This window comes from Pseudoxanthomonas sp. OG2 (assembly GCF_014192765.1).
GTDB classification, from domain to species: domain Bacteria; phylum Pseudomonadota; class Gammaproteobacteria; order Xanthomonadales; family Xanthomonadaceae; genus Pseudoxanthomonas_A; species Pseudoxanthomonas_A beigongshangi.
Genome location: NZ_JACHYM010000002.1, coordinates 160,837 through 186,246, shown reverse-complemented (window position 1 = coordinate 186,246; position 25,410 = coordinate 160,837). Strand labels below are relative to the sequence as shown.

The 25,410-nt window shown below is 66.5% G+C and carries 15 protein-coding genes; 4 read left to right on the top strand and 11 right to left on the bottom strand.

What is annotated here, in order from left to right:
* Positions 1–4: 4 nt before the first annotated feature.
* The 5 genes from FHW78_RS13885 to FHW78_RS13865 all read right to left on the bottom strand — a co-directional run bounded on the left by FHW78_RS13885 (position 5) and on the right by FHW78_RS13865 (position 6,374).
* Positions 5–697 (bottom strand): hypothetical protein, encoded by a 693-nt coding sequence (locus tag FHW78_RS13885; RefSeq protein WP_183641764.1) that lies wholly within the window; start codon positions 695–697, stop codon positions 5–7.
* Between the two features lie 358 nt (positions 698–1,055).
* Positions 1,056–3,752: a methionine synthase gene (metH, locus tag FHW78_RS13880; protein WP_183641761.1), complete on the bottom strand. Its 2,697-nt coding sequence runs from the start codon at positions 3,750–3,752 to the stop codon at positions 1,056–1,058.
* Positions 3,752–4,351, bottom strand: coding sequence for a short chain dehydrogenase (locus FHW78_RS13875; protein ID WP_183641758.1), 600 nt, complete (start codon positions 4,349–4,351; stop codon positions 3,752–3,754). Before FHW78_RS13875 ends, metH begins: the two co-directional genes overlap by 1 nt.
* An 8-nt stretch (positions 4,352–4,359) precedes the next feature.
* Positions 4,360–5,448: a homocysteine S-methyltransferase family protein gene (locus FHW78_RS13870; RefSeq protein ID WP_183641755.1), complete on the bottom strand. Its 1,089-nt coding sequence runs from the start codon at positions 5,446–5,448 to the stop codon at positions 4,360–4,362.
* The gene (locus FHW78_RS13865) at positions 5,445–6,374 is read right to left on the bottom strand and encodes a metalloregulator ArsR/SmtB family transcription factor (RefSeq protein WP_183641752.1); all 930 of its coding nucleotides are present in this window, start codon (positions 6,372–6,374) and stop codon (positions 5,445–5,447) included. Before FHW78_RS13865 ends, FHW78_RS13870 begins: the two co-directional genes overlap by 4 nt.
* A 139-nt stretch (positions 6,375–6,513) precedes the next feature.
* Between FHW78_RS13865 and FHW78_RS13860 the strand changes: the two genes are divergently transcribed.
* Positions 6,514–7,662, top strand: coding sequence for an acyl-CoA dehydrogenase family protein (locus FHW78_RS13860; RefSeq protein WP_183641749.1), 1,149 nt, complete (start codon positions 6,514–6,516; stop codon positions 7,660–7,662).
* Positions 7,663–7,795: 133 nt separating this feature from the next.
* Here FHW78_RS13860 and FHW78_RS13855 read toward each other — a convergent pair whose 3' ends face one another.
* The 6 genes from FHW78_RS13855 to FHW78_RS13830 form a co-directional block, all read right to left on the bottom strand.
* Positions 7,796–8,575 carry a hypothetical protein gene (locus FHW78_RS13855; RefSeq protein ID WP_183641746.1) on the bottom strand — a complete coding sequence of 260 codons (780 nt, stop codon included), beginning with the start codon at positions 8,573–8,575 and terminating at the stop codon, positions 7,796–7,798.
* A gap of 164 nt (positions 8,576–8,739) precedes the next feature.
* On the bottom strand, positions 8,740–11,913 hold the full coding sequence (locus FHW78_RS13850; RefSeq protein WP_183641743.1) for an efflux RND transporter permease subunit: 3,174 nt from the start codon (positions 11,911–11,913) through the stop codon (positions 8,740–8,742).
* A gap of 13 nt (positions 11,914–11,926) precedes the next feature.
* Positions 11,927–13,120, bottom strand: a complete 1,194-nt coding sequence (locus tag FHW78_RS13845) for an efflux RND transporter periplasmic adaptor subunit (protein WP_183641740.1) — start codon at positions 13,118–13,120, stop codon at positions 11,927–11,929.
* Positions 13,121–13,369: 249 nt separating this feature from the next.
* Positions 13,370–16,534 carry a multidrug efflux RND transporter permease subunit gene (locus FHW78_RS13840; RefSeq protein ID WP_183641737.1) on the bottom strand — a complete coding sequence of 1,055 codons (3,165 nt, stop codon included), beginning with the start codon at positions 16,532–16,534 and terminating at the stop codon, positions 13,370–13,372.
* 12 nt (positions 16,535–16,546) lie between these two features.
* A complete protein-coding gene (locus FHW78_RS13835; RefSeq protein ID WP_183641734.1) occupies positions 16,547–17,752 on the bottom strand; it encodes an efflux RND transporter periplasmic adaptor subunit in 1,206 nt (401 codons plus the stop codon).
* Between the two features lie 15 nt (positions 17,753–17,767).
* Positions 17,768–18,442, bottom strand: a complete 675-nt coding sequence (locus FHW78_RS13830; protein ID WP_183641732.1) for a TetR/AcrR family transcriptional regulator — start codon at positions 18,440–18,442, stop codon at positions 17,768–17,770.
* Positions 18,443–18,732: 290 nt separating this feature from the next.
* Here FHW78_RS13830 and FHW78_RS13825 point away from each other — a divergent pair, with 290 nt between their 5' ends.
* The 3 genes from FHW78_RS13825 to FHW78_RS13815 all read left to right on the top strand — a co-directional run bounded on the left by FHW78_RS13825 (position 18,733) and on the right by FHW78_RS13815 (position 25,378).
* Positions 18,733–23,859 carry an NAD-glutamate dehydrogenase domain-containing protein gene (locus FHW78_RS13825; protein ID WP_183641730.1) on the top strand — a complete coding sequence of 1,709 codons (5,127 nt, stop codon included), beginning with the start codon at positions 18,733–18,735 and terminating at the stop codon, positions 23,857–23,859.
* A 138-nt stretch (positions 23,860–23,997) separates the two neighbouring features.
* The gene (locus FHW78_RS13820; RefSeq protein WP_183641728.1) at positions 23,998–24,768 is read left to right on the top strand and encodes an NAD kinase; all 771 of its coding nucleotides are present in this window, start codon (positions 23,998–24,000) and stop codon (positions 24,766–24,768) included.
* A gap of 115 nt (positions 24,769–24,883) precedes the next feature.
* Entirely contained in the window at positions 24,884–25,378 is a 495-nt protein-coding gene (locus FHW78_RS13815) for a hypothetical protein (protein ID WP_183641726.1), read from the top strand.
* Positions 25,379–25,410 lie beyond the last annotated feature (32 nt).

Here is a 25,410-nt window from a genome sequence, read left to right as displayed (position 1 = left end):
GGTGTCACAGCAGATCCTGCACGGGGGCAGCCAGCAGTTCGCGGGTGCCGTGCGCCAGCCGGCGCAGGCGCGAGATGCCCAGATCCCGGATCAGCGAATGGCTCTGGTGCGGCAGCGGCGAATCGTAGAGGTCGTGCGGGGCCACGTTCTTGCCCGGCACGCCGGGAACGAATTCCAGTCCGGCGGCGGCATAGCAGTGCTGGACCAGCGCCGAACAGTACAGCGCGCCTTCCTTGGCCAGCAGATTGTCGCGTTGGCGCAGGCGCGTACTGTGCAGGGCGAACAGCGTGCCGACCAGTTCGCCCAGCGAATAGCTGGACAAGCCGGCCAGCAGTTCCAGCCCGGCGACCTGCACCTGCCGGATCTGGGTCTCGTCCAGTCCGAAGTCCAGCACGGCGAGGTTGGGGAACGTCTCCTCGTCGAAATAGCGGGCCAGCCGGTTTTCCTGCACGCCGAGGCGAATCTGGCGGTAGCGCAGATCCAGATCCGACTCCAGTACCCACCAGTGCCCGTCCACGCGCTGTTCCATGAAGATGAATGCGTGCGACCACAGGCTGCGATGGCCATCGCCCGTCAACGGCCCCTGCGCCTTGCGGATCAGCTTGTTGATCCAGTCACGCCCGCCGGAGAGGCCGATGCGCCCGGGCGCGGCATGCTTGAGCAGGAAGGCGGCGTTGGTGCTCTGGGCAGCGTCCATGCGGAGGCGATGCGGTAGGGAACGCGGATCCTAAACGATGCGCGCTGGACGAGCTTGCCGCGGCATGATGCGGCGTGCTTTCCAACCCTGTTGTTCCACAAGGCGCAGGTAGCCCCCTTGACCAGCCATTCGGCTGTTGAAAGCGAAAAAGGGGGCGGGCACCTGCGGAGCAGATGACGGGGGATTGGCTCTTTGCGCGAAAAGCAAATCCCCCTCAATCCCCCTTTTGCAAAGGGGGAGGCAAAAGCCGAGCCTTTCCCGATTCCCGATTCCCGATTCCCGATTCCCGATTCCCGATTCCCGAATCCCGAATCCCGGCTTTCAACGGCCGCATGGCCGGTCATCCCGAATCCCGGCCCTATTCCGGGTCGTAATCCAGATTCGATGCCAACCAGCGCTCGGCCTGGACCAAGTCCACGCCCTTGCGGCGCGCATAGTCGGCAACCTGCTCCTTGGACAGCCGGCCGACCACGAAGTACTGGCTCTGCGGATGGCTGAAGTAGTACCCCGATACCGCCGCGGTCGGCAGCATGGCGAAGCTTTCGGTCAGGGTCATGCCGGCATTCGAACCGGCATCGAGCAGCCGGAACAGCGTGGCCTTCTCGCTGTGCTCCGGGCAGGCCGGATACCCGGGCGCGGGACGGATGCCGCGGTAGCCCTCGGCGATCAGCGCGTCGTTGTCCAGTGATTCGTCGGCGGCAAAGCCCCAGAACTCGGTGCGCACGCGCTGGTGCAGGCGCTCGGCGAAGGCTTCGGCCAGGCGGTCGGCCAGCGCCTTGAGCAGGATCGCGTTGTAGTCGTCGTGATCGGCCTCGAAGCGCGCCACGTGCTCGTCGATGCCGATACCGGCGGTGACCGCGAACATGCCGATCCAGTCGGCCTTGCCCGATGCCTGCGGCGCGATGAAATCGGCCAGGCAGAAGTCAGGGCGTTCGACCGGCTTGTCGACCTGCTGGCGCAGGAAATGCAGGGTCTGCGGACCCCCTTCGGTCTGGATGACGACGTCGTCGCCGGTCGACTGCGCCGGCCACAGGCCGAACACGCCGCGCGCGGTCAGCCAGCGCTCGCGGATGATCCGGTCCAGCATCGCGCGCGCATCGCGGTACAACTCGCTGGCCTGCGGGCCAACGACCTCGTCGGTCAGGATGGCCGGATACTTGCCGGCCAGTTCCCACGCCTGGAAGAACGGCGTCCAGTCGATGTATTCGACCAGTTCGGCCAGCGGATAGTCGTCCAGCGCGGTGATGCCGGGCTGGCGTGGCGCGGGCGGGTCGTAAGTGTCCCAGCCGCCGTCGAACTTCTGCCCGCGCGCCTTCTCCAGCGAAACCAGCCGCTTGGCGTCGCCACGGTTGCGGTGGCGCTGCCGGATCTCGGCATAGTCGGCGTCGTTGGCGGCGACGAAGGCCGCGCGCATGTCGCGCGAAATCAGCGATTGCGCCACGCCGACCGCGCGCGAGGCGTCCTTCACCCAGACGGTCGGTGCGTCGTAGTGCGGATCGATCTTCAGCGCGGTATGCGCGCGCGACGTGGTCGCGCCGCCGATCAGCAGCGGCATGGAAAAACCCTGGCGCTGCATCTCGCGGGCGACATGGGTCATTTCCTCCAGCGAAGGCGTGATCAGGCCGGACAGGCCGATGATGTCGGCGTTCTCGGCACGGGCGGTGTCGAGGATCTTCTGCGCCGGCACCATCACGCCCAGGTCGACCACCTCGAAGTTGTTGCAGGCCAGGACCACACCGACGATGTTCTTGCCGATGTCGTGGACGTCGCCCTTGACCGTGGCCATCACGATCTTGCCGTTGGACTTGCCGGCGTCGCCGGTCTTCAGTTTTTCCGCCTCGATGAACGGCAGCAGGTAGGCCACGGCCTTCTTCATGACCCGCGCCGACTTCACCACCTGCGGCAGGAACATCTTGCCGGCGCCGAACAGATCGCCGACCACGTTCATGCCGTCCATCAGCGGACCTTCGATCACGTCCAGCGGCCGTGTCGCCTGCTGCCGCGCTTCCTCGGTGTCTTCCTCGACGAACGCATCGATGCCGTGCACCAGCGCGTGCGCCAGGCGCTCGCGCACCGGCTTGCCGCGCCAGGCCAGATCCTCGGTCTTGCTTTCGCCCTTCTTGCCCTTGTAGCGGTCGGCGATTTCCAGCAACCGCTCGGTCGCGTCGCTGCGGCGGTTGAGGATGACGTCTTCCACCCGCTCGCGCAGTTCCGGGTCCAGGTCGTCATAGATCGGCATCGCGCCGGCGTTGACGATGCCCATGTCCATGCCCGCCTGGATGGCGTGGTACAGGAACACCGAGTGGATGGCCTGGCGCACGGTCTCGTTGCCGCGGAAGGAGAACGAGACGTTGGAGACGCCGCCGGACACATGGCAGTGCGGCAGCGTGCGCTTGATGATGCGGGTGGCCTCGATGAAGTCCACCGCGTAGTTGTCGTGTTCCTCGATGCCGGTCGCGACCGCGAAGATGTTGGGATCGAAGATGATGTCTTCCGGCGGGAAGCCGACCTGCTCGGTCAGGATCCGGTAGGCGCGCGTGCAGATCTCCACCTTGCGCTCGCAGGTATCGGCCTGGCCGGTTTCGTCGAACGCCATGACCACGGCGGCCGCGCCATAGCGCAGTACCTTGCGGGCGTGCTCGATGAAGGCTTCCTCGCCTTCCTTCAGCGAGATGGAGTTGACCACGCCCTTGCCCTGCAGGCATTTCAGGCCGGCCTCGATGACGGTCCACTTGGAGGAGTCGACCATCACCGGGATGCGGGCGATGTCCGGCTCGGAGGCGATCAGGTTGAGGAAGCGGCTCATCGCCTTCTCGGAATCGATCAGGCCCTCGTCCATGTTGACGTCGAGGATCTGCGCGCCGCTGGCGACCTGCTGGCGTGCGACCTCGACCGCCTCCTCGTAGCGCTCTTCCTTGACCAGCTTGCGGAACTGCGCGCTGCCGGTGACGTTGGTGCGTTCGCCGACGTTGACGAACAGCAGGTCCGGGGTGATGACCAGCGGTTCGAGCCCGGAGAGGCGGGTATAGCGGGGCGGGGATGTGTTGTTGTCCATTACCAGACCTTGTAGACCTGTCCTGTCTGCACGCCTTCGATGCTGCGCTGGAAGGCCAGCGCGGCGCGGGCGGCGGAAACCGGCTCGAAGCCGGGGAAGAAATCGGCGTAGGCGTCCCAGGCTTCGCTGAGCACAGTGGGGCTGACGGCGTTGATGCGCAGTCCGCGCGGCAGTTCGCAGGCGGCGGCGCGGACGAAGCCCTCGACCGCGGCATTGACCGCGGTGGCGTTGGCGCCCTGGCGGATCGGCTGCTCGGCGAGGATGCCGGTGGTCAGCGTGATCGAGCCGCCATCCCGCAGATGATGCTGGCCGATGAGCGCCAGCCGCACCTGGCCGAGCAGCTTGTCCTGCAGGCCGGTGTCGAACTGGGCGGCGGTCATCCCGTCCAGCGGACCGAAATGCACGCTGCCGGCGGCGCTGACGATGGCGTCGAGCTGTCCGGTCGCGGCGAACAGGGCGCCCACGCTGGCGTCATCGCGCAGATCGACGCGATGCTCGCCGCTGTTGCGGCCCGCGGTGATCACCTGGTGACGCTCGCCCAGATGCCGAGCCACCGCGCGTCCCAGGGCGCCGCTGGCCCCCACCACGAGAATCTTCATGCGCGCGCTCAGGCCGCCCGGGCCAGCGGCTGCCTCAGGCGCCGCGGTGGAATTCCCGCCACCGCCTGGGCGATGGCCTGGATGTGCGCGGGCGAGGTGCCGCAGCAGCCGCCCACCAGGTTCAGCAGGCCGGACTGGGCGAATTCCTTCAACGTGGCCGCCATTTCCTCCGGCGTCTCGTCGTATTCGCCGAAGGCGTTGGGCAGGCCGGCGTTGGGGTGGGCACTGACGTAGCCGTCGGCCACGTTGGCCAGGGTTTCCACGTGCTCGCGCAGATCGCGCGCGCCCAACGCGCAGTTCAGGCCGATGGACAGCGGGCGGCTGTGTGCCATGGAGGTGTAGAACGCTTCCGCGGTCTGCCCGGACAGAGTGCGTCCGGACGCGTCTGTGATGGTGCCGGAGATCATGATCGGCAGGCGCGCGCCACGGGCGTCGAAGGCTTCCTCGATGGCGAACAGCGCGGCCTTGGCGTTGAGGGTGTCGAAGATGGTTTCCACCATCAGGCAATCCGCGCCACCGTCGATCAGGCCGTCGATGGCCTCGCGGTAGGTGGCGCGCAGTTCGTCGAAGCTGGTGTTGCGGAAACCCGGATCATTGACGTCGGGGCTGATCGAGGCGGTGCGGCTGGTCGGGCCGAGCACGCCGATGACGAAACGCGGCTTGTCCGGCGTCTTCGCTTCGACCTCATCGCAACACGCGCGCGCGACCTGTGCGCCGGCCTTGTTCAATTCGTAGACCAGGTGTTCCAGGTGGTAGTCGGCCTGGCTGACCGCGGTCGCGTTGAAGGTATTGGTCTCGACCAGATCCGCGCCGGCTTCCAGGTACGCGGTATGCACACCGGCGATGACCTCGGGTTTGGTCAGCAGCAGCAGGTCGTTGTTGCCCTTCAGATCATGGCCGCAACCGGGGCCGTGTCCATTTTCCGGCTGCCGGCTGTCGAAGCCGTCCACGAACCGCTCGCCGCGATAATCGGCTTCCTGCAGGCCGTGGCGCTGGATCATGGTGCCCATCGCGCCGTCGATGATCAGGATGCGTTGCTCGAGGGCGTCGAGCAGCAACCGCACGCGCTGCGGGTGCAGCCAGGGAAGGGTGTTCATGGTTTGACTCCCAGCAGGGAAATGACTTCGAAATGCGGCGGACGGCGTTCGCGGGTGACGGTCTCGGCGCTCACGATCTGCAGCCCGGCCTTTTCGGCGAACTTGCGCAGTTCCTTCTCGGTGAAGCCGAGATTGACGTGGCCGTAGGATTCGACCACGGCGCGATGCTCGTGCTTGCCCAGGCTGCTCAACAGCAGGCGCCCGCCCTTGCGCAGCACGCGCGCGGCTTCGGCGACCGCCTGGGCCGGCTTGCTGGCATAGGTCAGTGCATGCATCAGCACCACCAGATCGAAACTGCCGTCCTTGAAGGGCAGGGCGTGCATGTCGCCCTCGCGGACTTCCACATTGGGAAAGCGGCGCAACCGCTCGCCGGCGGCGGCGACCACGCGGGCGCTGGTATCGATGCAGACATAGCGGTGCGAATGCGGCGACAGCAGTTCCGCCAGCACGCCATCGCCGGAGGCGATGTCGAGCACGTCGCCGGTTTCCAGCAGGGGCAGGGCGGTTCGCGCCAGTGCCTCCCAGGTGCGGCCGGGGGAATAATGGCGTTCCATGTCGCCGGCCACCGAGTCGGCCCAGTTCTGGTCGGCGGCGCGGCTGGCCAGCACCGCCGGCAGGCGCTCGGCGTCCTGGCGCAGCAGGGGATCGTCGCTGCCTTCTTTCAGGGCCCGCCACAAGTCCCGCTGGGCCGGGTCCAGTTTGTCCTCGTCGAAGCGATAATAGGCGGACACGCCGGCGCGCCGGTCGCGCACCAGGCCGGCTTCCTTGAGTTTGGCCAGGTGGGTGGACACGCGGGGCTGGGCGAGCTGGGTGATGGCGGAGAGCTCGGCCACGGTCAGTTCCTCGCCGGCCAGCAGGGCCAGCAGGCGCACGCGGGTCGCATCGGCGAAGACCTTGAGTCGGCTCGACCAGGCTTCCAGATCCATAAATATCTTCCTATCGCGATATAGAGATATTTTCCGCCTGACGCCGGGTCCGGTCAAGCGGCACATACGCCAGCGCATGGTGTGGGGTCGCCGGGTTACAATTGGTATTCAAAATATTTTGGAGTGAGGGGTTTTAGCCGTGGATTTCGCATTCACCGAAGAGCAGTTGATGATCCAGGACGTGGCGCGCCGGATTGCCCAGGAAAAGATCGCCCCCAGTGCGGAGCACCACGACAAGACCGGCGAATTCCCGCTGGAGAACATCCGCCTGCTCGGTGAGAACGGCCTGATGGGCATCGAAGTGCCGACCGAGTACGGCGGCGCCGGCATGGACCCGATTGCCTACGTGCTGGCGATGGTCGAGATCGCCGCCGGTGACGCGGCCCACTCGACCATCATGTCGGTGAACAACTCGCTGTTCTGCAACGGCATCCTCAAGTTCGGCACCGAAGCGCAGAAGCAGAAGTACGTGCGCGCGATTGCCGAAGGCAAGGAAATCGGCGCCTTCGCGCTGACCGAGCCGCAGTCCGGTTCCGACGCCACCGCCATGCGCTGCCGCGCGCTCAAGCAGGCCGACGGCAGCTACGTGATCAACGGCAAGAAGAGCTGGATCACCTCCGGACCGGTCGCCAAGTACATCGTGCTGTTCGCGATGAGCGAACCGGACAAGGGCGCGCGCGGCATCACCGCGTTCCTGGTCGATACCGACAAGGCGGGCTTCCACCGCGGCAAGACCGAACCCAAGCTCGGCATCCGCGCTTCGGCCACTTGCGAAATCGAGTTCACCGACTACGTGGTGGCTGCCGAGGATGTGCTGGGCGCCGAAGGCGAGGGCTTCAAGATCGCGATGGGGGTGCTGGACGCCGGACGCATCGGCATCGCCTCGCAGGCGATCGGCGTGGCCCGAGCAGCCTATGAGGCGACGATCACCTATGTGAAGGAGCGCAAGGCCTTCGGTGCGCCGATTGGCACCTTCCAGATGACCCAGGCCAAGATCGCCGACATGAAGTGCAAGCTGGACGCTGCGCTGCTGTTGACCCTGCGCGCGGCCTGGGTGAAGGGCCAGGACCAGCGTTTCAGCAACGAGGCGGCGATTGCCAAGCTGACCGCCTCCGAGGCGGCGATGTGGATCACCCACCAGGCCGTGCAGATCCACGGCGGCATGGGCTACTCCAAGGAAATGCCGCTGGAGCGCTACTTCCGCGACGCCAAGATCACCGAAATCTACGAAGGCACCAGCGAAATCCAGCGCCTGGTCATCGCCCGCAACGAAACCGGCCTGCGCTGAGCCGGCCGCGCCTTTCCGCTCCCAAGGGACGGAAGGACCCGGATGAGAAACCCCGGCTTGCCGGGGTTTTTTCATGGCCCGGTACTGCCGAACCGCGCCGGCAAACCGCCCGATCGTCGATGGAAGGCCGGAATCAATCGGAATCGACAACGAACCGGAATGGGTCGGGCGGATCGACGAAGCGGACCGTGCGGAGGCGTCCGGTCTCCACGAAGCGTTCCCCGTCGATGCGATGGTCGATTAGGCGGGCGCCGATAGGCTGCCCGTTTTCATCGCGGACACGGTGGACGGCGGGGAACGAGAGTTGTCCATCCGGCGTGGCGGTCACGGCCGCGCAGGAGGTAAACAGCCCAGGCAGGCGATACAGTCGGGCCCGCGCCGACAATGGGTCGACGAGCAGGAAGAGCGGAATCTCGGAGACACCGGCATCCTCGTCGCCGGGATGGCTTTCGATGCAGAACAGGGCCGGGCGATCACCGTGGCGCGGTGCCACGTGCAGGTCGGCGTACATCGGGTGATGCGTTGCGGACGTCTCTTCGCCGAATGTCCGTGCGTCGTCGAAACGAAAGCTGCGTTCACCCACCGTGACGCCATCGTACGCAAGCCACACGTCGACGTCCTGGCCATCGATGTACGGCTGGAAGCGCGCACGCGGATCCTCGATTTTCTCCCGGCCGTACTCCTCCTTGCTGACGTGGATATTGCGGACCGAATGCCCCCGTTCCGAGTAGGCCGGCGCGGTGAACACGCGGCCGGGCTGCCCGGCGAACAACTCAGCGTAACCATGGCCGGTGGCGCTGCCGTAAATCGTCCGCGCAATTGCCGTTCCGGGGATGAGTACCGGCAGCATCATGGCCAGCAGCAGAAGCACCCGGCCGGAGACCGACCGGCGGCGCCGGGATTCGTGGGACATGGTGTCGGGTGGAAGCGGGGAAAGGAGATGCCAGCCTGTGCCAGTGCGCCAGCCCACACCATCGGAGGATTCCCAAACCGCCTCGCGATCCAGCGGGTACACAAATGAAAAAGCCCCGGCATGGCCGGGGCTTTTCCTTGCAATCACGACGGATTCGTCGTCTTTCAGTGCCCGGGCGCGGGTTCGCTGGGCAGGGCCGGCGGAGCGGTTTCTCCCGCATGGGCACGTTCACGGGAATGGTCGCGGGCCAGGTACAGGTAGAACGCCGGCAGCACGAACAGGGTGAACATGGTGCCGATGGTCATGCCCGAGGCGATCACAACGCCCATCGAGAACCGCGACGCGGCGCCCGGGCCGGTGGCGATCAGCAGCGGGATCATCGCGAACACCAGCGCGGCGGTGGTCATCAACACCGGGCGCAGGCGGATGGCGGCCGCTTCCTCGATGGCCTCGCGCTTGGACAGGCCACGTTCGAGTTGCAGCTTGTTGGCGAACTCCACGATCAGGATGCCGTGCTTGGAGATCACGCCCACCAGCGTCACCAGGCCCACCTGGGTGTAGATGTTGATGCTCATCCCGGGGAAGGCCTCGATACCCATCATCTGCAGGATCTGCGCGGCCAGCGCCAGCACGTTCAAGGTCAGCAACGCGCCGCAGATCGCCATCGGCACGGTCAGCAGCATGATCAGTGCGTCGCGGAAGCTCTCGAACTGCGCCGACAGCACCAGGAAGATCACGATCAGGGCCAGCACCAGGGTCATCAGCATCGCCGAACCCTCCTGCTTGAACTGGCGCGATTCGCCGGCGTAGTCGACCGAGTAGCCCTGCGGCAGCACTTCCTTGGCGGCCTGGTCCAGGATGGCCAGGGCTTCGCCCTTGCTGACGCCGGGACGCGGCGCGAACGTGATCGACACCGCATTGAGCTGCTGGAAGCGCTTGAGCGACTGCGGCTGCGCGCTTTCCTTCAGGGTCACGATGGTCGACAGCGGCACCAGTTCGCCGTCGCGGGTGCGGGTGTAGTAGTTCTCGAGATCGCTGGCGTTGAGGCGATCGTTGCGCTGCACCTGCGGAATCACCAGGTAAGAGCGGTTCTGCATCGCGAAGCGGTTGGTATAGCCACCCGACAGCATGGCCGACATGTCGGCCGCGAGCGTCCGCATGTCGATGCCCAGGCTGGCCGCCTTGTCGCGGTTGATCTCCACCTCGATGCGCGGCTTGTCGATCTTCAGGTCCTTGTCCAGGAAGATGAAGCGCTTGCTGGCCATGGCCTTCTGCAGGATGGTGTCGGCCAGCTCGTTGAGCTGGCTCAGCTCGCCCACGCCGCCGATGATGAACTCGCCACCGCCGTCGCCGCCCGCGCTGGGCAGGGACGGGGGCACCAGCGCGAACACGTTCAGGCCGCTGACGCCGCTCATCTTCGGCTGCAGTTCCTGCTCCAGCACCGCCTTGGTCGAACGCTCGCGCTGGCTCCAGGGCTTGAGCACGAAGCCGGCCATGGCGCTGGGACTGGCGCCGCCACCGCTGCCGCCGAAACCGCCGTTGAACAGGAAGTAGTCCTGGATCTCGGGCACGCCCTTGGCAATCGTGGTGACTTCCTCGGTGTATCGCTCCACGTAGTCCAGCGTGGAGTAGGGATCGGCGCTGGCGATGGAGAAGATGAAGCCTTCGTCTTCCAGCGGCGCCGGTTCCTGCGGCGCGGAGGTGTACAGGAAGGCGCACGAGGCGAGCACCAGCAGGCCGAAGATGCCGATCACCGCCTTGGTTTCCAGGGTGCCGTGCAGGCGACGCTGGTAGCTGCGGTGCAGGGTCTCGAAGCGGGCGTCCAGCCACTTCTCCAGCTTGCCCTTGCCGCCGGCGCTGTGCGGCTTGAGGATCTTGGCGCACATCATCGGGCTGAGGGTCAGGGCGATCACGCCCGACAGCAGCACCGATCCGGCCAGGGTGAAGGCGAACTCGGTGAACAGCACGCCGGTCAGGCCGCCCTGGAAACCGATCGGCAGATAGACCGCGACCAGGGTGGTGGTCATCGCCACCACCGGCCAGGCCAGTTCGCGCGCGCCCTTGATCGAGGCGTCATAGGGCGACATGCCTTCCTCGATGTGGCGATGGATGTTCTCCAGCACGATGATGGCGTCGTCCACCACGATGCCGATCGCCAGCACCATCGCCAGCAGGGTCAGCAGGTTGATGGTGAAGCCCATCAGCAGCATCAGGAACAGCGCGCCGACCAGCGACAGCGGCACGGTCACCGCCGGAATCAGCACGCTGCGCAGCGAGCCCAGGAACAGGAAGATCACCACGATCACGATGATCACCGCTTCCACGATCGTGCTGACCACCTCGTCGATGGCATCCTGGATGGACTCGGTGCTGTCGTAGGGAATCGTCGCCTTGATGCCTTCCGGCAGCTGCGGCACGATTTCACCGTCCCACAGCTTGCGCACTTCCTTGATCACGTCCAGCGAGTTGGCGTCCGGGGCGACGAAGATGCCCATGAAGGTCGCCGCTTCGCCGTTGATGCGCACCGATGTACCGTAATTCTCCGAGCCCAGGACCACGTCCGCGACGTCGCCCAGGCGGACGATCGCGCCGTTCTCCTCGCGCACGATCAGGCGGCGGAACTCGTCCGCGTTGCGCAGATCGGTGCGTGCGGTCATGTCGATCGCGACCATCTCGCCCTTGGTCGAACCCACCGCCGACAGCACGTTGTTGTTCTGCAGGGCGTTGGCGACATCGCTGGCGGTGACCCGCAGCGCGGTCATCCGGTCGGGCTTCAGCCAGACGCGCATGGCGAAGGTGCCGGCGCCGAGGATGTCGGCGCGCTGCACGCCGGACACGGTCACCAGCTTGGGCTGGACGACGCGGGTCAGGTAGTCGGTGATCTGGTTGTTGTCCAGGGTCTCGGAAGCGAACGACACGTACATCGCCGCGATCTGCTGGCCCTGCTGCAAGTCGATCACCGGGTCCTCGGACTCCGGCGGCAGCTGGCCACGCATCTTGTTGACCTTGGCGGCGATCTGGGTCAGCGCTTCGTTCGGATCCTGATCCAGGCGGATGTAAGCCTGGATCAGGCTGACGCCGGCCGAACTGGTCGAACTGAGGTACTCGATGCCCTCGGCGCTGGCGACCTCGCGTTCGAGCGGGGTGGTGATGAAGCCCTGGATCAGGTCGGCATCGGCACCGTAGTAGGTGGTGCTGATGTTGACCACCGCGTTGCGCAGTTCCGGATACTGGCGCACGTTCAACTCGGTGAACGAGCGCAGCCCGAACAGCAGGATGAACAGGCTGACGACGACCGCCAGCACCGGTTTGTTGATGAAGATGTCGGTGAATTTCATCGCCGGGTCTCCGTCAACGGTTTTCCGGAGCCGGCGCGGCGTTGGCGCTCGGCTGGACCTTGTTGTTGACCACCACCTCGGCGTCGTTGCGCAGCTTCAGCAGGCCCGTGGTCGCGACCCGTTCGCCGGCCTTGAGGCCCTCGGTGATCGCGATCAGGTCACCACGGGTGGCGCCGGTCTTGACGAAGCGCTGCTTGACGATCAGCTTCTTGCCGGTCAACGGCTTGCCCTGCATGTCGGTCTCGCCCTTGGCACGGGCGATTTCCTGGATCACGTAGACCGCGTTGCCGTAGGGATTGAAGCTGACCGCGGTCTGCGGCACCACCACCACGTCCTGCGCACTGCCGGTATCGAAGCCGACATGGGCGAAGGTGCCCGGACGCAATGCGCCGTCGGGATTGACCAGGGTCGCCTGGACCTTGAAGTTGCGGGTGGCCACATCGACCAGCGGTTCCACCGCGGTGACTTCGCCCTCGAACACCTGGCCGGGGAGCGCATCGACCGTGGCACGGATCCGGCTGCCGCGGGTCACCTGTCCGACGCGTTGCTCGGGCAGGGTGAAGTCGAGGTAGATCGGATCCAGCGTCTGCAGGGTGACGATCGCGTCGCCCGGGCTCAGGTACTGGCCCAGGCTGACCTTGCGGATGCCGAGCACGCCGCTGAACGGCGCGGTGATGGTCTTCTGCGCGATCAGGGCGCGCTGCGCCTCGACCTGGGCCTGCGCGGTCGCGGCCTGGGTGCTGCGCTCCTCGGCATCGGCCTGCGAGACCAGCTTGTCGCGGGCCAGCGCCTGCCAGCGATCGCGTTGGACGGCGGCCAGCTTGGCGGAAGCTTCCAGCGAACGCAGCACCGCCAGTTCATTGGCCGTATTCAACCGCGCCAGCACCGCGCCTGCCTTGACCGGCTGGCCGACGTTGATCGAAAGCTCGCGCACCACGCCACCGGCCTCGGTGGTCACGTCGGTGCCCTGGATGGCGACGAACGTGCCTACCGCCTGCTGGGCATCGACCCAGCGTTCCCGCTTGGCGGTCCAGTCGGTCACGGTGGAGGCCGGCTGGGGCATGTTGTCGAAGAACTGGTTCATGCCCTGGTTCATGAACGCCTTGATGGCGAACACGCCACCGAAGATCAGGATCACGCCCAGCAGCATCAGGACCATGCGGCGGGTGGTGGAAGGAGGTTTCCGTGCAGTGGCGTTCCGTGTCATGGCGGGCATCGATGGTGGGGGATTCAGGAAGACGACGAACGGGCGGGGCCCGGATCGACATCTTGGATCGCGCGATTATCACGGGATGAGACGGGACGCCGGAAGGGAAGGAAGTCACCTCCCGCGCGTTAAATAATGGCCATTACAAAAATGGCGACTGCACCGCGCATGCCTTGAATCGCATCCGCCAGAAACGGAAAACCCCGGCCAGGCCGGGGTTTCCGTGTGCGTTGGCGCGCCTTGGCGGCGTCAGCGCGAGGTGGGCGCGTCGTGCGCCTCCAGGTACTCGCGGGACGGCTCGTCCATCTTGTCGCCGAGCACGCGCCGCACCGCGACGAAGAACACCGGAATCAGCAGCAGGCCCAGGAACGTCGCCGCCAGCATGCCGCCGATCACGCCGGTACCGATGGCGTGGCGGGCATTGGCGCCGGCGCCGGACGAGATCGCCATCGGCAGCACGCCCATGATGAACGCGAACGAGGTCATCAGGATCGGGCGGAAACGCAGGTGGGCGGCGGTGATCACCGCATCCCGCAGGGTCTTGCCCATCTTGCGCTCCATGACCGCGAACTCGACGATCAGGATGGCGTTCTTGGCGGCCAGGCCGATGATGGTGATCAGGCCGATCTTGAAGAAGATGTCGTTCGACAGGCCGCGCATCATGGTGAAGGCCAGCGCGCCCAGGGCGCCCAGCGGCACCACCAGCAGCACCGCCACCGGAATCGACCAGCTCTCGTACAGGGCGGCCAGGCACAGGAACACCACCACGATCGACAGCACCATCAGCAGCGTGGCGCTGTTGCCGGCCAGGATTTCCTGGTACGACATGCCGCTCCAGTCATAGCCGAAGCCCTGCGGCAGATCGTTGGTCACGATGTTCTCCATCGTGGTCATCGCCTGGCCGGAGGAACTGCCCGGAGCGGCCGCGCCGTTGATGTTGACGGCGGCATAGCCGTTGTAGCGCGACAGCGACGGCGGCACCGAACCCATCTCCGAATGGACCACGGTGGACAGCGGGATCATCGCGCGTCCGCCGCTGGCGTCGGTCTGCAGGCTGCTGGGCGTGTAGATGCGGCCCAGTGACTCGGCGCCCGTGCGGTATGGAGCATCGGCGCGCATGTTCACGCGCTTGATACGGCCCTGATAGAAGAAGTCGTTGACGTACACCGGGGCCAGCATCAGCTGGATCGAGGTGTAGATGTCGCCCACCGACAGTCCCATCGCCTGGGCCTGCACGCGGTCCACGCTGAGCTGCAGCTGCGGGGCGTTTTCCAGGGTGTTCGGGCGCACGCCGACCAGGGTCTTGTCCTGTGCCGCCTTGCCGAGCAGGGTGTTGCGGGCGGCCAGCAGTGCGGCCTCGCCGGCGCCGCTGCGATCCTGCAGCCACATGTCGAAGCCGCCGAACTGGCCCAGGCCCTGCACGGTGGGCAGGTTGACCACGAAGATCTGCGCGCCCTTGATGCCATACAGCGCGCCATTGGCCTGCTGGATGAAGTCGGTGACCACGACCTCGCGCTCGTCCCACGGCTTGAGCTTGATGAACGCCATGCCGACGTTCTCGCCTTGGCCCAGGAAGCTGAAGCCGGACACCTGCATCATCCCCTCGAAGCCCTCCATCTGGCTGAGGGTGCCGCGGATCTGGGTGAACACCTCATTGGTCTTGCTCATGGTGTTGCCCGGTGGCAACTGCACGATCGCCAGCGCGTAGCCCTGGTCTTCCTCGGGCAGGAAGCTGCTCGGGATGCGGGTGAACAGGAAGCCGCACAGCACGGTCAGCAGCGCGAACACCACCATCCAGCGCGGGGTATGCCGGATTGCCGCGCCGATGTGGCCGACGTAGGTCTTCTCGACCTTGGCGTAGTACTTCTCGAACAGGCGGAAGACGATGTTCTTCTTCTCGTGGCTGTCATGCTCGTGCTGCTTGAGGAAGCTGGCGCACAGCGCCGGAGTGAAGCCCAGCGCGAGGAACGCCGAGAACGCCATCGAGATGGCGATGGTCAGCGCGAACTGCTTGTAGATCTCGCCCGAGGCGCCGCCCTGCAGCGCGGACGGGATGAATACCGCCGCCAGGACCACGGTGATCGCGATGACCGCGCCGGTGATCTGATCCATCGCCTTGATGGTGGCCTCGCGCGGCGGCAGTTTCTCTTCCGCCATGATGCGCTCGACGTTCTCGATCACCACGATCGCATCGTCCACCACGATGCCGATCGCCAGCACCAGCGCGAACATGGTCAGCTGGTTGATGGTGAAGCCGATGACGCTCAGGCCCCAGAACGTGCCCAGCAGGGCGACCGGGATGACCAGGGTGGGGATGATGGTGGCGCGGAAGTTCTGCAGGAAGATCAGCATCACCAGGAACACCAGCAGGATCGCCTCGAACAGGGTCTTGACGACTTCCTCGATCGAGATGGTCACGAAGGTGGTGGTGTCATACGGCGAGAACCAGGACACGCCCTGCGGGAAGCTGGGCTGCAGCTCGTCCATCTTGGTGCGCACGGCCTCGGCCACGTTCAGCGCGTTGGCGCCCGGCAGCAGCTGGATGGCGAAGGCGCCGACCGGCTTGCCGTTGTACTGGGTGTCGAAGCCGTAGTTCTGGGCGCCGAACTCGACCCGCGCCACGTCCTTCAGGCGCACGGTGGAACCGTCGCTGTTGGCGCGCAGGATGATGTTCTCGAACTGCTCGGGCGAGGTGAACCGGCCCTCGGCCGACACGGTCGCGGTGAACGCCTGGCCCTCGGGCGCCGGATCGGAACCGACCGAACCGGCGGCGAACTGCACGTTCTGGCCCTTGACCGCCGCCAGCACCTCGCTGGAGGACAGGTTGTAGCCCTGCAGCTTGCCCGGATCCAGCCAAAGGTTCATGGCGTACTCGGAACCGAAGTGCTGGGTGCTGCCGACGCCGGGGATGCGCGAGACCTGGTCAAGCACGCGCGAGGCCAGGATGTCGTTGAGGTGGTTGCGATCCACCGCCGGATTGTCCGACTGAAGGCCCACCACCATCAGGAAGCCGGCGTTGGCCTTGGCCACCACCACGCCCTGCGCGGTCACCTCGGACGGCAGGCGCGGGGTCGCCAGCGCGACCTTGTTCTGCACCTGGACCTGGGCGATGTCGGCGTCGGTGCCGGTCTGGAAGGTCAGGGTGACCGTCGCGCGACCGGAAGAGCTCGACGTGGAACTGAAATACAGCAGGTTGTCGATACCGGTGAGCTGTTGTTCGATGACCTGGGTCACCGAGCGCTCGGTGGTCTCGGCGCTGGCGCCGGGATAGCTCGCGCTGACCGTCACCTGCGGCGGGGCGATGGAGGGATAGGACTCCACGCCCAGGTTGAGGATCGAGATCACGCCCGCGAGCGAGATCAGGATCGACACGACCCAGGCGAAGACCGGATGGTTGATGAAAAACTTGGGCATGGGGGCGGATCCTTATTCGGCCTTGCCTTCCGGCTTCGCGCCTTCGGCGGCCGCGGGCTTCTGGCCCGCCGCGGCCCCCGGCTGTGCCGGCTTGGCGCCGGCGGTCACGGGCTTGGCGGGAGCGCCTTCGCGAACCTTCTGCAGTCCGTCCACGACGACCTGGTCACCGGCGGCCAGGCCGCTGGTGATCAGCCAGTTGGCGCCGACGGCCTGCTTGGCATCCACCGGCTTGCGCACGACCTTGCCGTCCTGGCCGACGACCATCGCATAGGCGCCCTGGGTGTCGCGCTGGATCGCGCCCTGCGGGATCAAGAAGGCATTGTTCTGCTGGCCCAGGGTGGCGCGCAGGGTGACGAAGGCGCCGGGCAGCAGCTTGCGATCCGGGTTGGGCAGGGTAGCGCGCAGCGAGACGCTGCCGGTGGCGGGATCCACCACCACGCCGGAGAAATCCAGGGTGCCCGGCTGGTCGTAGATCGTACCGTCGGCGAGCTTGACCTGGACCTGGGCGGTGCCGGTGTCGGACAACTGCACGTTGCCTCCGCTCTGGGCACTGCGCAGCGCTTCCAGTTCGGCCGCGCTGATCGAGAAGTTGACGTACAGCGGATCGAGCTGATCGACGGTGGTCAGCAGGGTGGCTTCACCCTGGCCGACCAGCGCGCCCTCGGTCACCTGCTGCTTGCCCGCACGGCCGGAAATCGGCGCGGTGACGCTGGCGTAGCCCAGGTTGATGCGTGCGGTCTCGACGTTGGCGCGGGCCTGCTGGACCGCGGCGGCGGCACTGCGTTCGGCGGCCTCGGCGTTGTCCAGGTCGGATTTGGACACGAACTTCTGCGGCGCCAGCTGGCGGGCGCGATCGGCGGAGACCTTGGCGTTGGCGTAGGTCGCCTGCGCCGAGGCCAGGTTGGCCTGCGCCGCGCTAAGCGAAGCGCGCAGCGGCGCCGGATCGATCTGGAACAGCACCTGGCCTTCCTTCACGTCGGTGCCTTCCTGGTACACGCGCTTGACCAGCACGCCGGAGACGCGGGCGCGCACGTCGGAACTGCGGACCGGGGACAACCGGCCGACCAGATCACGCTCCAGCGGCACGGTCTGCGGATTGGCCTTGACCACACCGACTTCGGGTGGCGGCATCTGCGGCTGTTCCTGGTTCTTGCTGCAGGCAGCCAGTGCCAGTGCGAGGGCACAGCAAAGGGCGACGGAACGGACGGGGGCGGTCATCGGTGGAGCTCCGTGTCAGATTTGGAATTCTTGGGGGGGTATAGAGGGGGCGTCCGCCGCCGCCGCCCTGCCGATGGCGGGCGGGAAGGCGCGGAGGAACCCGTCGACGGCGAACTCGGCCCAGCGGCGGCGGGCCGCGAGGCTGCGTCGATGCGGTACGGCGAAGCGCTGCCGTTCGAAATCAAGGCCGGTAATCATGCTCAACAGCAACTCGGCCGCCAGGTGCGGATCGTCCTGCTTCAGCAGGCCGCGTTCCATGGCCGAGGCGAGCCAGCGGGCAAGCCGTTCCGTCAGCCGCTCGCAACCGTCCCGGTACAGCGCTTTCGCCTCTTCGGGAAACTGGTGGGCCTCCGCGGTGAGCAACTGGCTGGTTGCGACCACCGAAGGATCGCACAGGTGGGCCAGATGCTCCATCGCGAAGGCGAGCAGGGTCCCGCGGACATCGTTGCCGGTACCGGGACCGTCCTCCAGGCGAACGGTGGTCAGGTCCAGGTGCTCGTCGATCATGCTGCGCAGGAGCGCCTGCTTGCTGCCGAACTGGGCATACAGGGTCTGCTTGGAGCAGCCGGCCCGGGCGGCCACCGCGTCCATGCTGATCCGGAATCCCTGTTCGGCCAGCAACTCGCGGACGGCCGCGTGCACGCGTTGCCGTCGCTGGATCGCGGCGAAGGAGGGGAGGACGGACGACATAAGGCGTTGGACTATACCGTCCAGTTTAGAATTTGAACAGGCTTGAAAGGCGGCTTGGCGTGTGTGCAAAGGGCGCCATTCATGCTGGAGGCGCCAGAGGTTCCCCGATGGGGATTCCATCGGCATGCGCATGGCTCCGTCATCGCACCGGGAATCACCGATGAGGCAAATCGCCTAGTCCTTCGTCTAGTGCTTTGCAACCCCTTCTTATGACGCCGCGCAACAAGTTTTGTCATGGCGACGGGGGATACAATGACCATTCGACTACCAATCGTAGAGTCTCCATCTGCATGAACGCTGTGCGCAGCTCCAAGAAAGCCCCGAAGAAACAGAAGCCCAAACCGGCCGCGGCCAAGTCCGCCAAGGCGGTGACGCCGAAGAAGACCCCGACCAAGAAGGTGGCTGCCCGACCGGAGACCGGCGCGGCCAAGGCCGCGGGGGCAGCGGGCAAGGCCGCGGCCAGCAAGACCAGCAAGGCGGTCAAGACCATCCCGGCGGGCAGCGCGGGCAAGGGGCCGGCGGTGTTCTCGCTGGAGCCGATTTACGCGGCCATCCGCAAGCGCGTGCCGGCGGCGCGTCAGGCCGAGGCGCTGGCCTTCACCGAAGCGTTCTACAAGCGGATGGCGGATGACGAGTATCCGCACCACGCACCGGAAATCTGGGCGGCCATCGCCGCCGACATGCTGGAATTCGCGCGGGCGCGCAAGCCCGGCACCGCCAACGTGCGCGTGTTCAACGCCACCGCCCAGGCCAATGGCTGGGAAGCGCCGCACACCGTGCTGCAGATCATCAACGACGACATGCCGTTCCTGGTCGACTCGGTCAGCATGGCGCTGGCGGAGATGGGCGTGGGCGTGCACGTACTGGGCCACCCGCTGGTGCGTTTCACCCGCGACAAGGCCGGCAAGGCGACCGCGGTGGGCGAGGGCAAGCCGGAATCGCTGATGGTGCTGGAGATCGATCGCCAGCAGGCCGGCGACATGCCGCGCATCGAACAGCGCATTCGCCAGGTGCTGGGAGAAGTGCGCGCGATCGTCCGCGACTGGAGCGTGATGCGCGAGAAGATGCTCACGCTGGCCGACGACCTGGCCACCCGCCGCCTGCCGATCAGCGACGCCGGCCGCCACGAGGCGCAGGAATTCCTGCGCTGGGCCGCCAATGACCACTTCACCTTCTTCGGCTACCGCGAGTACCGCGTGGAGAAGGGCAATGGCGACGGCATCCTGCGTGCGGTGGAAGACAGTGGCCTGGGCCTGCTGCGGGGCGACGACGCCTCGACGCCGCGCAGCGTCAAGACCCTGGCCGCGCACTACATGCCGCAATCCGGTTCGGTCGATGCATTGATCCTGACCAAGACCAACCGCCGCTCGAACGTGCATCGCCCGGGCAACATGGACTACATCGGCGTGCTGGAATTCGACGCCAAGGGCACCCCGATCGCCGAGCAGCGCTTCATCGGCCTGTACACGTCCAGCGCCTACAACCGCCGTCCGTGGGAAATCCCGCTGGTGCGCGAGCGCCATGAATTCGTGATGCGCAATTCCGGCCTGTCGCCGAGCAGCCACAGCGGCAAGGCGTTGCGCCACATCCTGGAAACCCTGCCGCGCGAGGAACTGTTCCAGTCCAGCGAGGAAGAACTCAACCGCACCGCGATGGGCATCCTCGGCCTGCAGGAGCGCGTGCGCAGCAAGCTGTTCCTGCGCCGTGATCGCTATGGCCGCTTCTTCTCCGCGCTGGTGTACATCCCGCGCGATCGCTTCAACACCGACGTGCGCCTGCGCATCGAGGCGCTGTTGAAGCAGGCCCTGCATGGCGAGTACGTCGACACCAACGTGCAACTGGGCGAGTCGCCGCTGGCGCAGCTGCACCTCACCATCCGCCCGAAGGCCGGCGAGCAGATCGACGTCGACACCGCCGCGCTGGAAGCCGACATCGCCCACCTGCTGCGCAACTGGCAGGACGATTTGCGCGAGACGCTGATCGCGCGCCACGGCGAAGGCGAGGGCCTGAAGCTGATGAGCCGTTTCGGCCGCGCGCTGCCGGCCGGCTACATCGAAACGGTGTCACCGGAATTCGCCGCCAACGACGTGGAGAACCTGGCCGCGCTCGACGGTCCGGACGCGCTGCGCCTGAGCCTGCACCGCTCGCGCCGCGCGCGCGCCGGCGAGGGCCGGTTGCGGCTCAACCTGTATCGCCAGCAGGCCGATATTCCGCTGTCGGACGCGCTGCCGCTGATGGAGAACATGGGCCTGCGGGTCATCTCCGAACACCCGTTCCGGCTGGAGGCCGCCGAGCCGGTCTACATCCAGGAGTTCGAGGTGGAAGCGGTGGGCGGCGCGATCGATACCGATCGCCTGCACGCGCAGTTCGAGGAAGCCTTTGCCCGGATCTGGCACGGCGACGCCGAGAACGACGGCTTCAACCGGCTGGTGCTCGGCGCGAGCCTGGCCTGGCGCCAGATCGCGATGCTGCGTGGTTACTGCAAGTACCTGCTGCAGACCGGCGTGCCGTTCTCGCAGAGCTACGTCGAGGAGACGCTGAACCGTTACCCGCTGCTCGCTCGCCTGCTGGTCGAACTGTTCGAGGCGCGTTTCGATCCGGCGGTCGGCCATGAGAGCAAGGCCGAAATCAAGGCCGGCCAGGAGCGTTTCGCCGCCCAGTTGCGCGCGTTGGCGCAGGGCGACGAAGCCACGCTGACGGCATTGCAACCGGTGCTGGACGCCCGTGGCGGCAAGCGCGAGGAACAGGTCGAGGCGACCCACAAGGCGCTGCTCAAGCTGATGGATCGCGTGTCCAGCCTGGATGAGGACCGCATCCTGCGCGGTTTCATCGGCGCCATCGAGGCGACCCTGCGCACCAGCTACTACCAGATTGGCGTGGATGGCCAGCCGGCCCACACGATCGCCTTCAAGTTCGATTCGGCCAAGGTGCCGGATCTGCCCAAGCCGCGTCCGTATCGCGAGATCTTCGTGTACGGCCCGCGCGTGGAAGGCGTGCACCTGCGGTTCGGCCCGGTCGCCCGCGGCGGCCTGCGCTGGTCGGATCGCCGCGAGGATTTCCGCACCGAGGTGCTGGGCCTGGTCAAGGCGCAGATGGTGAAGAACACCGTGATCGTGCCGGTCGGCGCGAAGGGCGGTTTCTTCGTCAAGCGTCCGCCGGTGGGGGGAGATCGCGACGCGGTGCTGGCCGAAGGCATCGCCTGCTACAAGATGTTCATCCAGGGCCTGCTGGACATCACCGACAACATCGTCGGCGGCAAGATCGTTCCGCCGCTGAACGTGGTCCGCCACGATCAGGACGATCCGTACCTGGTGGTCGCCGCCGACAAGGGCACGGCGACGTTCTCCGACATCGCCAATGGCCTGGCCATCGCCCACAACTTCTGGCTGGGCGACGCGTTCGCCTCCGGCGGTTCGGTTGGCTATGACCACAAGGGCATGGGCATCACCGCGCGCGGCGCCTGGGAATCGGTCAAGCGCCATTTCCGCGCGTTGGGCCGCGATTCGCAGACCCAGGACTTCACCTGCGTGGGCATCGGCGACATGTCCGGCGACGTGTTCGGCAACGGCATGCTGCTGTCGCCGCACATCCGCCTGGTGGCCGCGTTCGATCATCGCCACATCTTCCTGGACCCGTCGCCGGAAGCGGCGCGCAGCTTCCAGGAGCGCCAGCGCCTGTTCAAGCTGCCGCGTTCCAGCTGGGCCGATTACGACACCAAGCTGATCTCCAAGGGCGGCGGCATCCATCCGCGTACCGCCAAGTCGATCGAGATCACTCCGCAGGTGCGCGAGGTGCTGGGCCTGGCTGACGGCGTGAAGTCGCTGTCGCCCAACGAACTGATGAGCGCGATCCTGAAGTCGCCGGTCGACCTGCTGTGGAATGGCGGCATCGGCACCTATGTCAAGGCCAGCAGCGAGACCAACGCCGATGTCGGCGACCGCGCCAACAATGGCCTGCGCGTGGACGGGCGCGACCTGCGCTGCAAGGTGGTCGGCGAGGGCGGCAACCTGGGTCTGACCCAGTTGGGCCGCATCGAGGCCGCCCAGCATGGCGTGCTGCTCAACACCGACTTCATCGACAACTCCGCCGGCGTGGACACCTCGGATCACGAGGTGAACATCAAGATCCTGCTCAACGGCGTGGTGCAGGAGAAGAAGCTGCGCATGGATGCCCGCAACAAGTTGCTGGCGGACATGACCGACGAGGTCGCCCAGTTGGTGCTGTGGGACAACTACCGCCAGAACCAGGCGCTCAGCCTGATGGAGCGGATGAGCGCGGCGCGCCTGGGTTCCAAGCAGCACTTCATCCAGACCCTGGAATCCCAGGGCCTGCTGGATCGCCAGATCGAGTACCTGCCCTCGGATGCGGAACTGGCCGAGCGCAAGGCGCGCGGGCAGGGCATGACCCGGCCGGAACTGGCGGTGCTGCTGTCGTACTCCAAGCTGGTGGCGTTCCAGCAATTGCTGGATTCGGACATCCCGGAAGATCCGTACCTGTCCAAGGAACTGCAGCGCTACTTCCCCAAGCCGCTGCAGAAGAAGTACGCCGCGGACATGGAGAAGCACCGCCTGAAGCGCGAAATCATCGCCACCGCGGTGACCAACACCACCATCAACCGGATGGGCGCGACCTTCCTGCTGCGCATGCAGGAGGACACCGGCCGCAGCCCGGCGGAGGTCGCCAAGGCCTTCACCATCACCCGCGAGACGCTGGACGCGCGTGAGCTGTGGGTGCAGATCGACGCTCTCGACGGCAAGGTGCCGGAGTCGGTACAGATCGACGCGTTGCAGGTGATCTGGTCGGTGCAGCGTACCTTCACCCGCTGGTTGCTGACCCGCCAGGGTCCAATCCCGGCGATCGCCACCGCGGTGGAGCGCTACTACGACGGCTTCAACGAGATCCGGGCCGCCGACGGCGTGCTGCCGGACTCGCTGCGTCCGGCGTACAACGCCAGCCTGCAGACCTGGAAGGACAAGGGCCTGCCGGCCGGCCTCGCGGGCCAGTTGGCGGCGCTGCCGTACCTGGAGCCATCCTGCGACATCATCGAACTGGCGCGTGCCCGCAAGCTCAAGCCGGTCGAGGTGTCGAAGGTCCACTACCGCCTGGGCGAAGCCCTGCACCTGCCGTGGCTGGTGGATCAGGTCGACGCGCTGAAGGTCGACGGGCGCTGGCATGCGGTGGCCCGTGGCGTGCTGCGCGACGAGCTGACCAACCACCAGCGCACGCTGACCTCGCAGGTGCTGTCGATGCCCGGCAACACCGCCGACGCCAAGGTCCAGGCATGGCTGCAGCGCGGTGACGCCGGCCTGCGCTTCACCCTGGCCATGCTCAACGAGCTGGCCGCGCAGAAGACGCTGGACTATCCGACCGCTTCGGTGGCCGTGCAGCGACTGGGCCAGTTGGCCGCGCAGGGCTGATCGCGGCGCTCGTGATGGCGAAAACAGGCCGGGGCAACCCGGCCTGTTTTTTTGCGCGGCCCGGAACGGATGGCATCGCGGTCATCCAATCCCGGGCTTCTGCCGTTATCCTCTCCGGCAAGCCACCAGGAACCCGGGATGAGCCAGACGCCCCGCATCGCCTTTCTCGCCAGTCCGGCCGCCGAAGCGCAGCGCGCGCTGGCCGAACTGACCGCCCTGCACGGCAGCCAGGATCCGCAGGAAGCCGACGTGCTGTGCGCGCTCGGCGGCGACGGCTTCATGCTGCAGACCCTGCATCGGCACGGTAGCCTGGGCAAACCGGTGTTCGGCATGAAGCTGGGAACGGTCGGGTTCCTGATGAACCAGTACCGCAGCGAGGATCTGCTGGACCGGCTCGCCCAGGCCGAGCCGGCCAAGCTGCGGCCGCTGGAGATGCTGGCGCTGACCGAATCCGGCGCCAGTACCGGCTCGCTGGCCTACAACGAGGTCTCGCTGCTGCGCCAGACCCGCCAGGCCGCGCACATCCGCATCGATCTGAACGGACAGACCCGGCTGGACGAACTGATCTGCGACGGCGTGCTGACCGCCACGCCGGCCGGCAGCACCGCCTACAACTTCTCCGCGCATGGTCCGATCCTGCCGCTGGGTTCGAGCACGATCGCGCTGACCCCGATCGCGCCTTTCCGCCCGCGCCGCTGGCGCGGCGCGATCCTGCGCGCGAACACCGAGGTGCGGTTCCGGGTGCTGGACCCGTACAAGCGGCCGGTCAGCGCCACCGCCGACTCGCACGAAGTCCGCGACGTGGTGGAGGTGACGATCCGCGAATCGCAGGACCGAACCGTGACCCTGTTGTTTGACCCGGAGCACAATCTGGAGGAACGTATCCTCAGCGAACAGTTCGTGGTGTAACGGGCGGTGCGGGGAAGCGGCGTGGGGACGCCGCCATGCAGCAAGCAACGTCAGGGCCGTCCGGCACCGGGAGGAGTGCGGACGGGGTAGTCCGATGCCGAACAGGAGTCAGGGGATGAAACACTGGTGGTTGTGGGGGCTTTGCGCGCTGTTGCCCGCGCAGGGCGTGCAGGCGTGCGGACTGAACACGCACATGGCGCCTTTCGAACTGCAGGCCGGGGCCACGCCCACGGACGCGCCGGAAGACACGTTGCGCGCGCCGGAACTGAAGGTCACCGAGATTACCCGCGGGCTGGGCGGCATGGCCGGCACCTGCGACGGTTCGGGCCTGCTGGGGGTGCGCCTGGACTGGCCGCGCGGCGATTACGGACTGGAAGACATCGGTTTCGAGTTCCGGGTGGTTTCGGCGGACACCAGCTATGCGGTGTTTCCGGCCGAACCGGTACGGGTGATCAGCAACAGCCGCCGCGCCGAACTGCTGTTCCTGTGGCCGGATGACGCGCCCGCGCAGCAGAAGCCGCTGCGCATGGAGGTCGAGGTGCGTGCGGTGACCCGCGATTACCGGCGTGGTCCGCCCGCGCGCTTCATGGTGGATTCGACCGAGGATTGAGCGGCGGCGGGCGGGGCGGGGCCGGCTCGCGG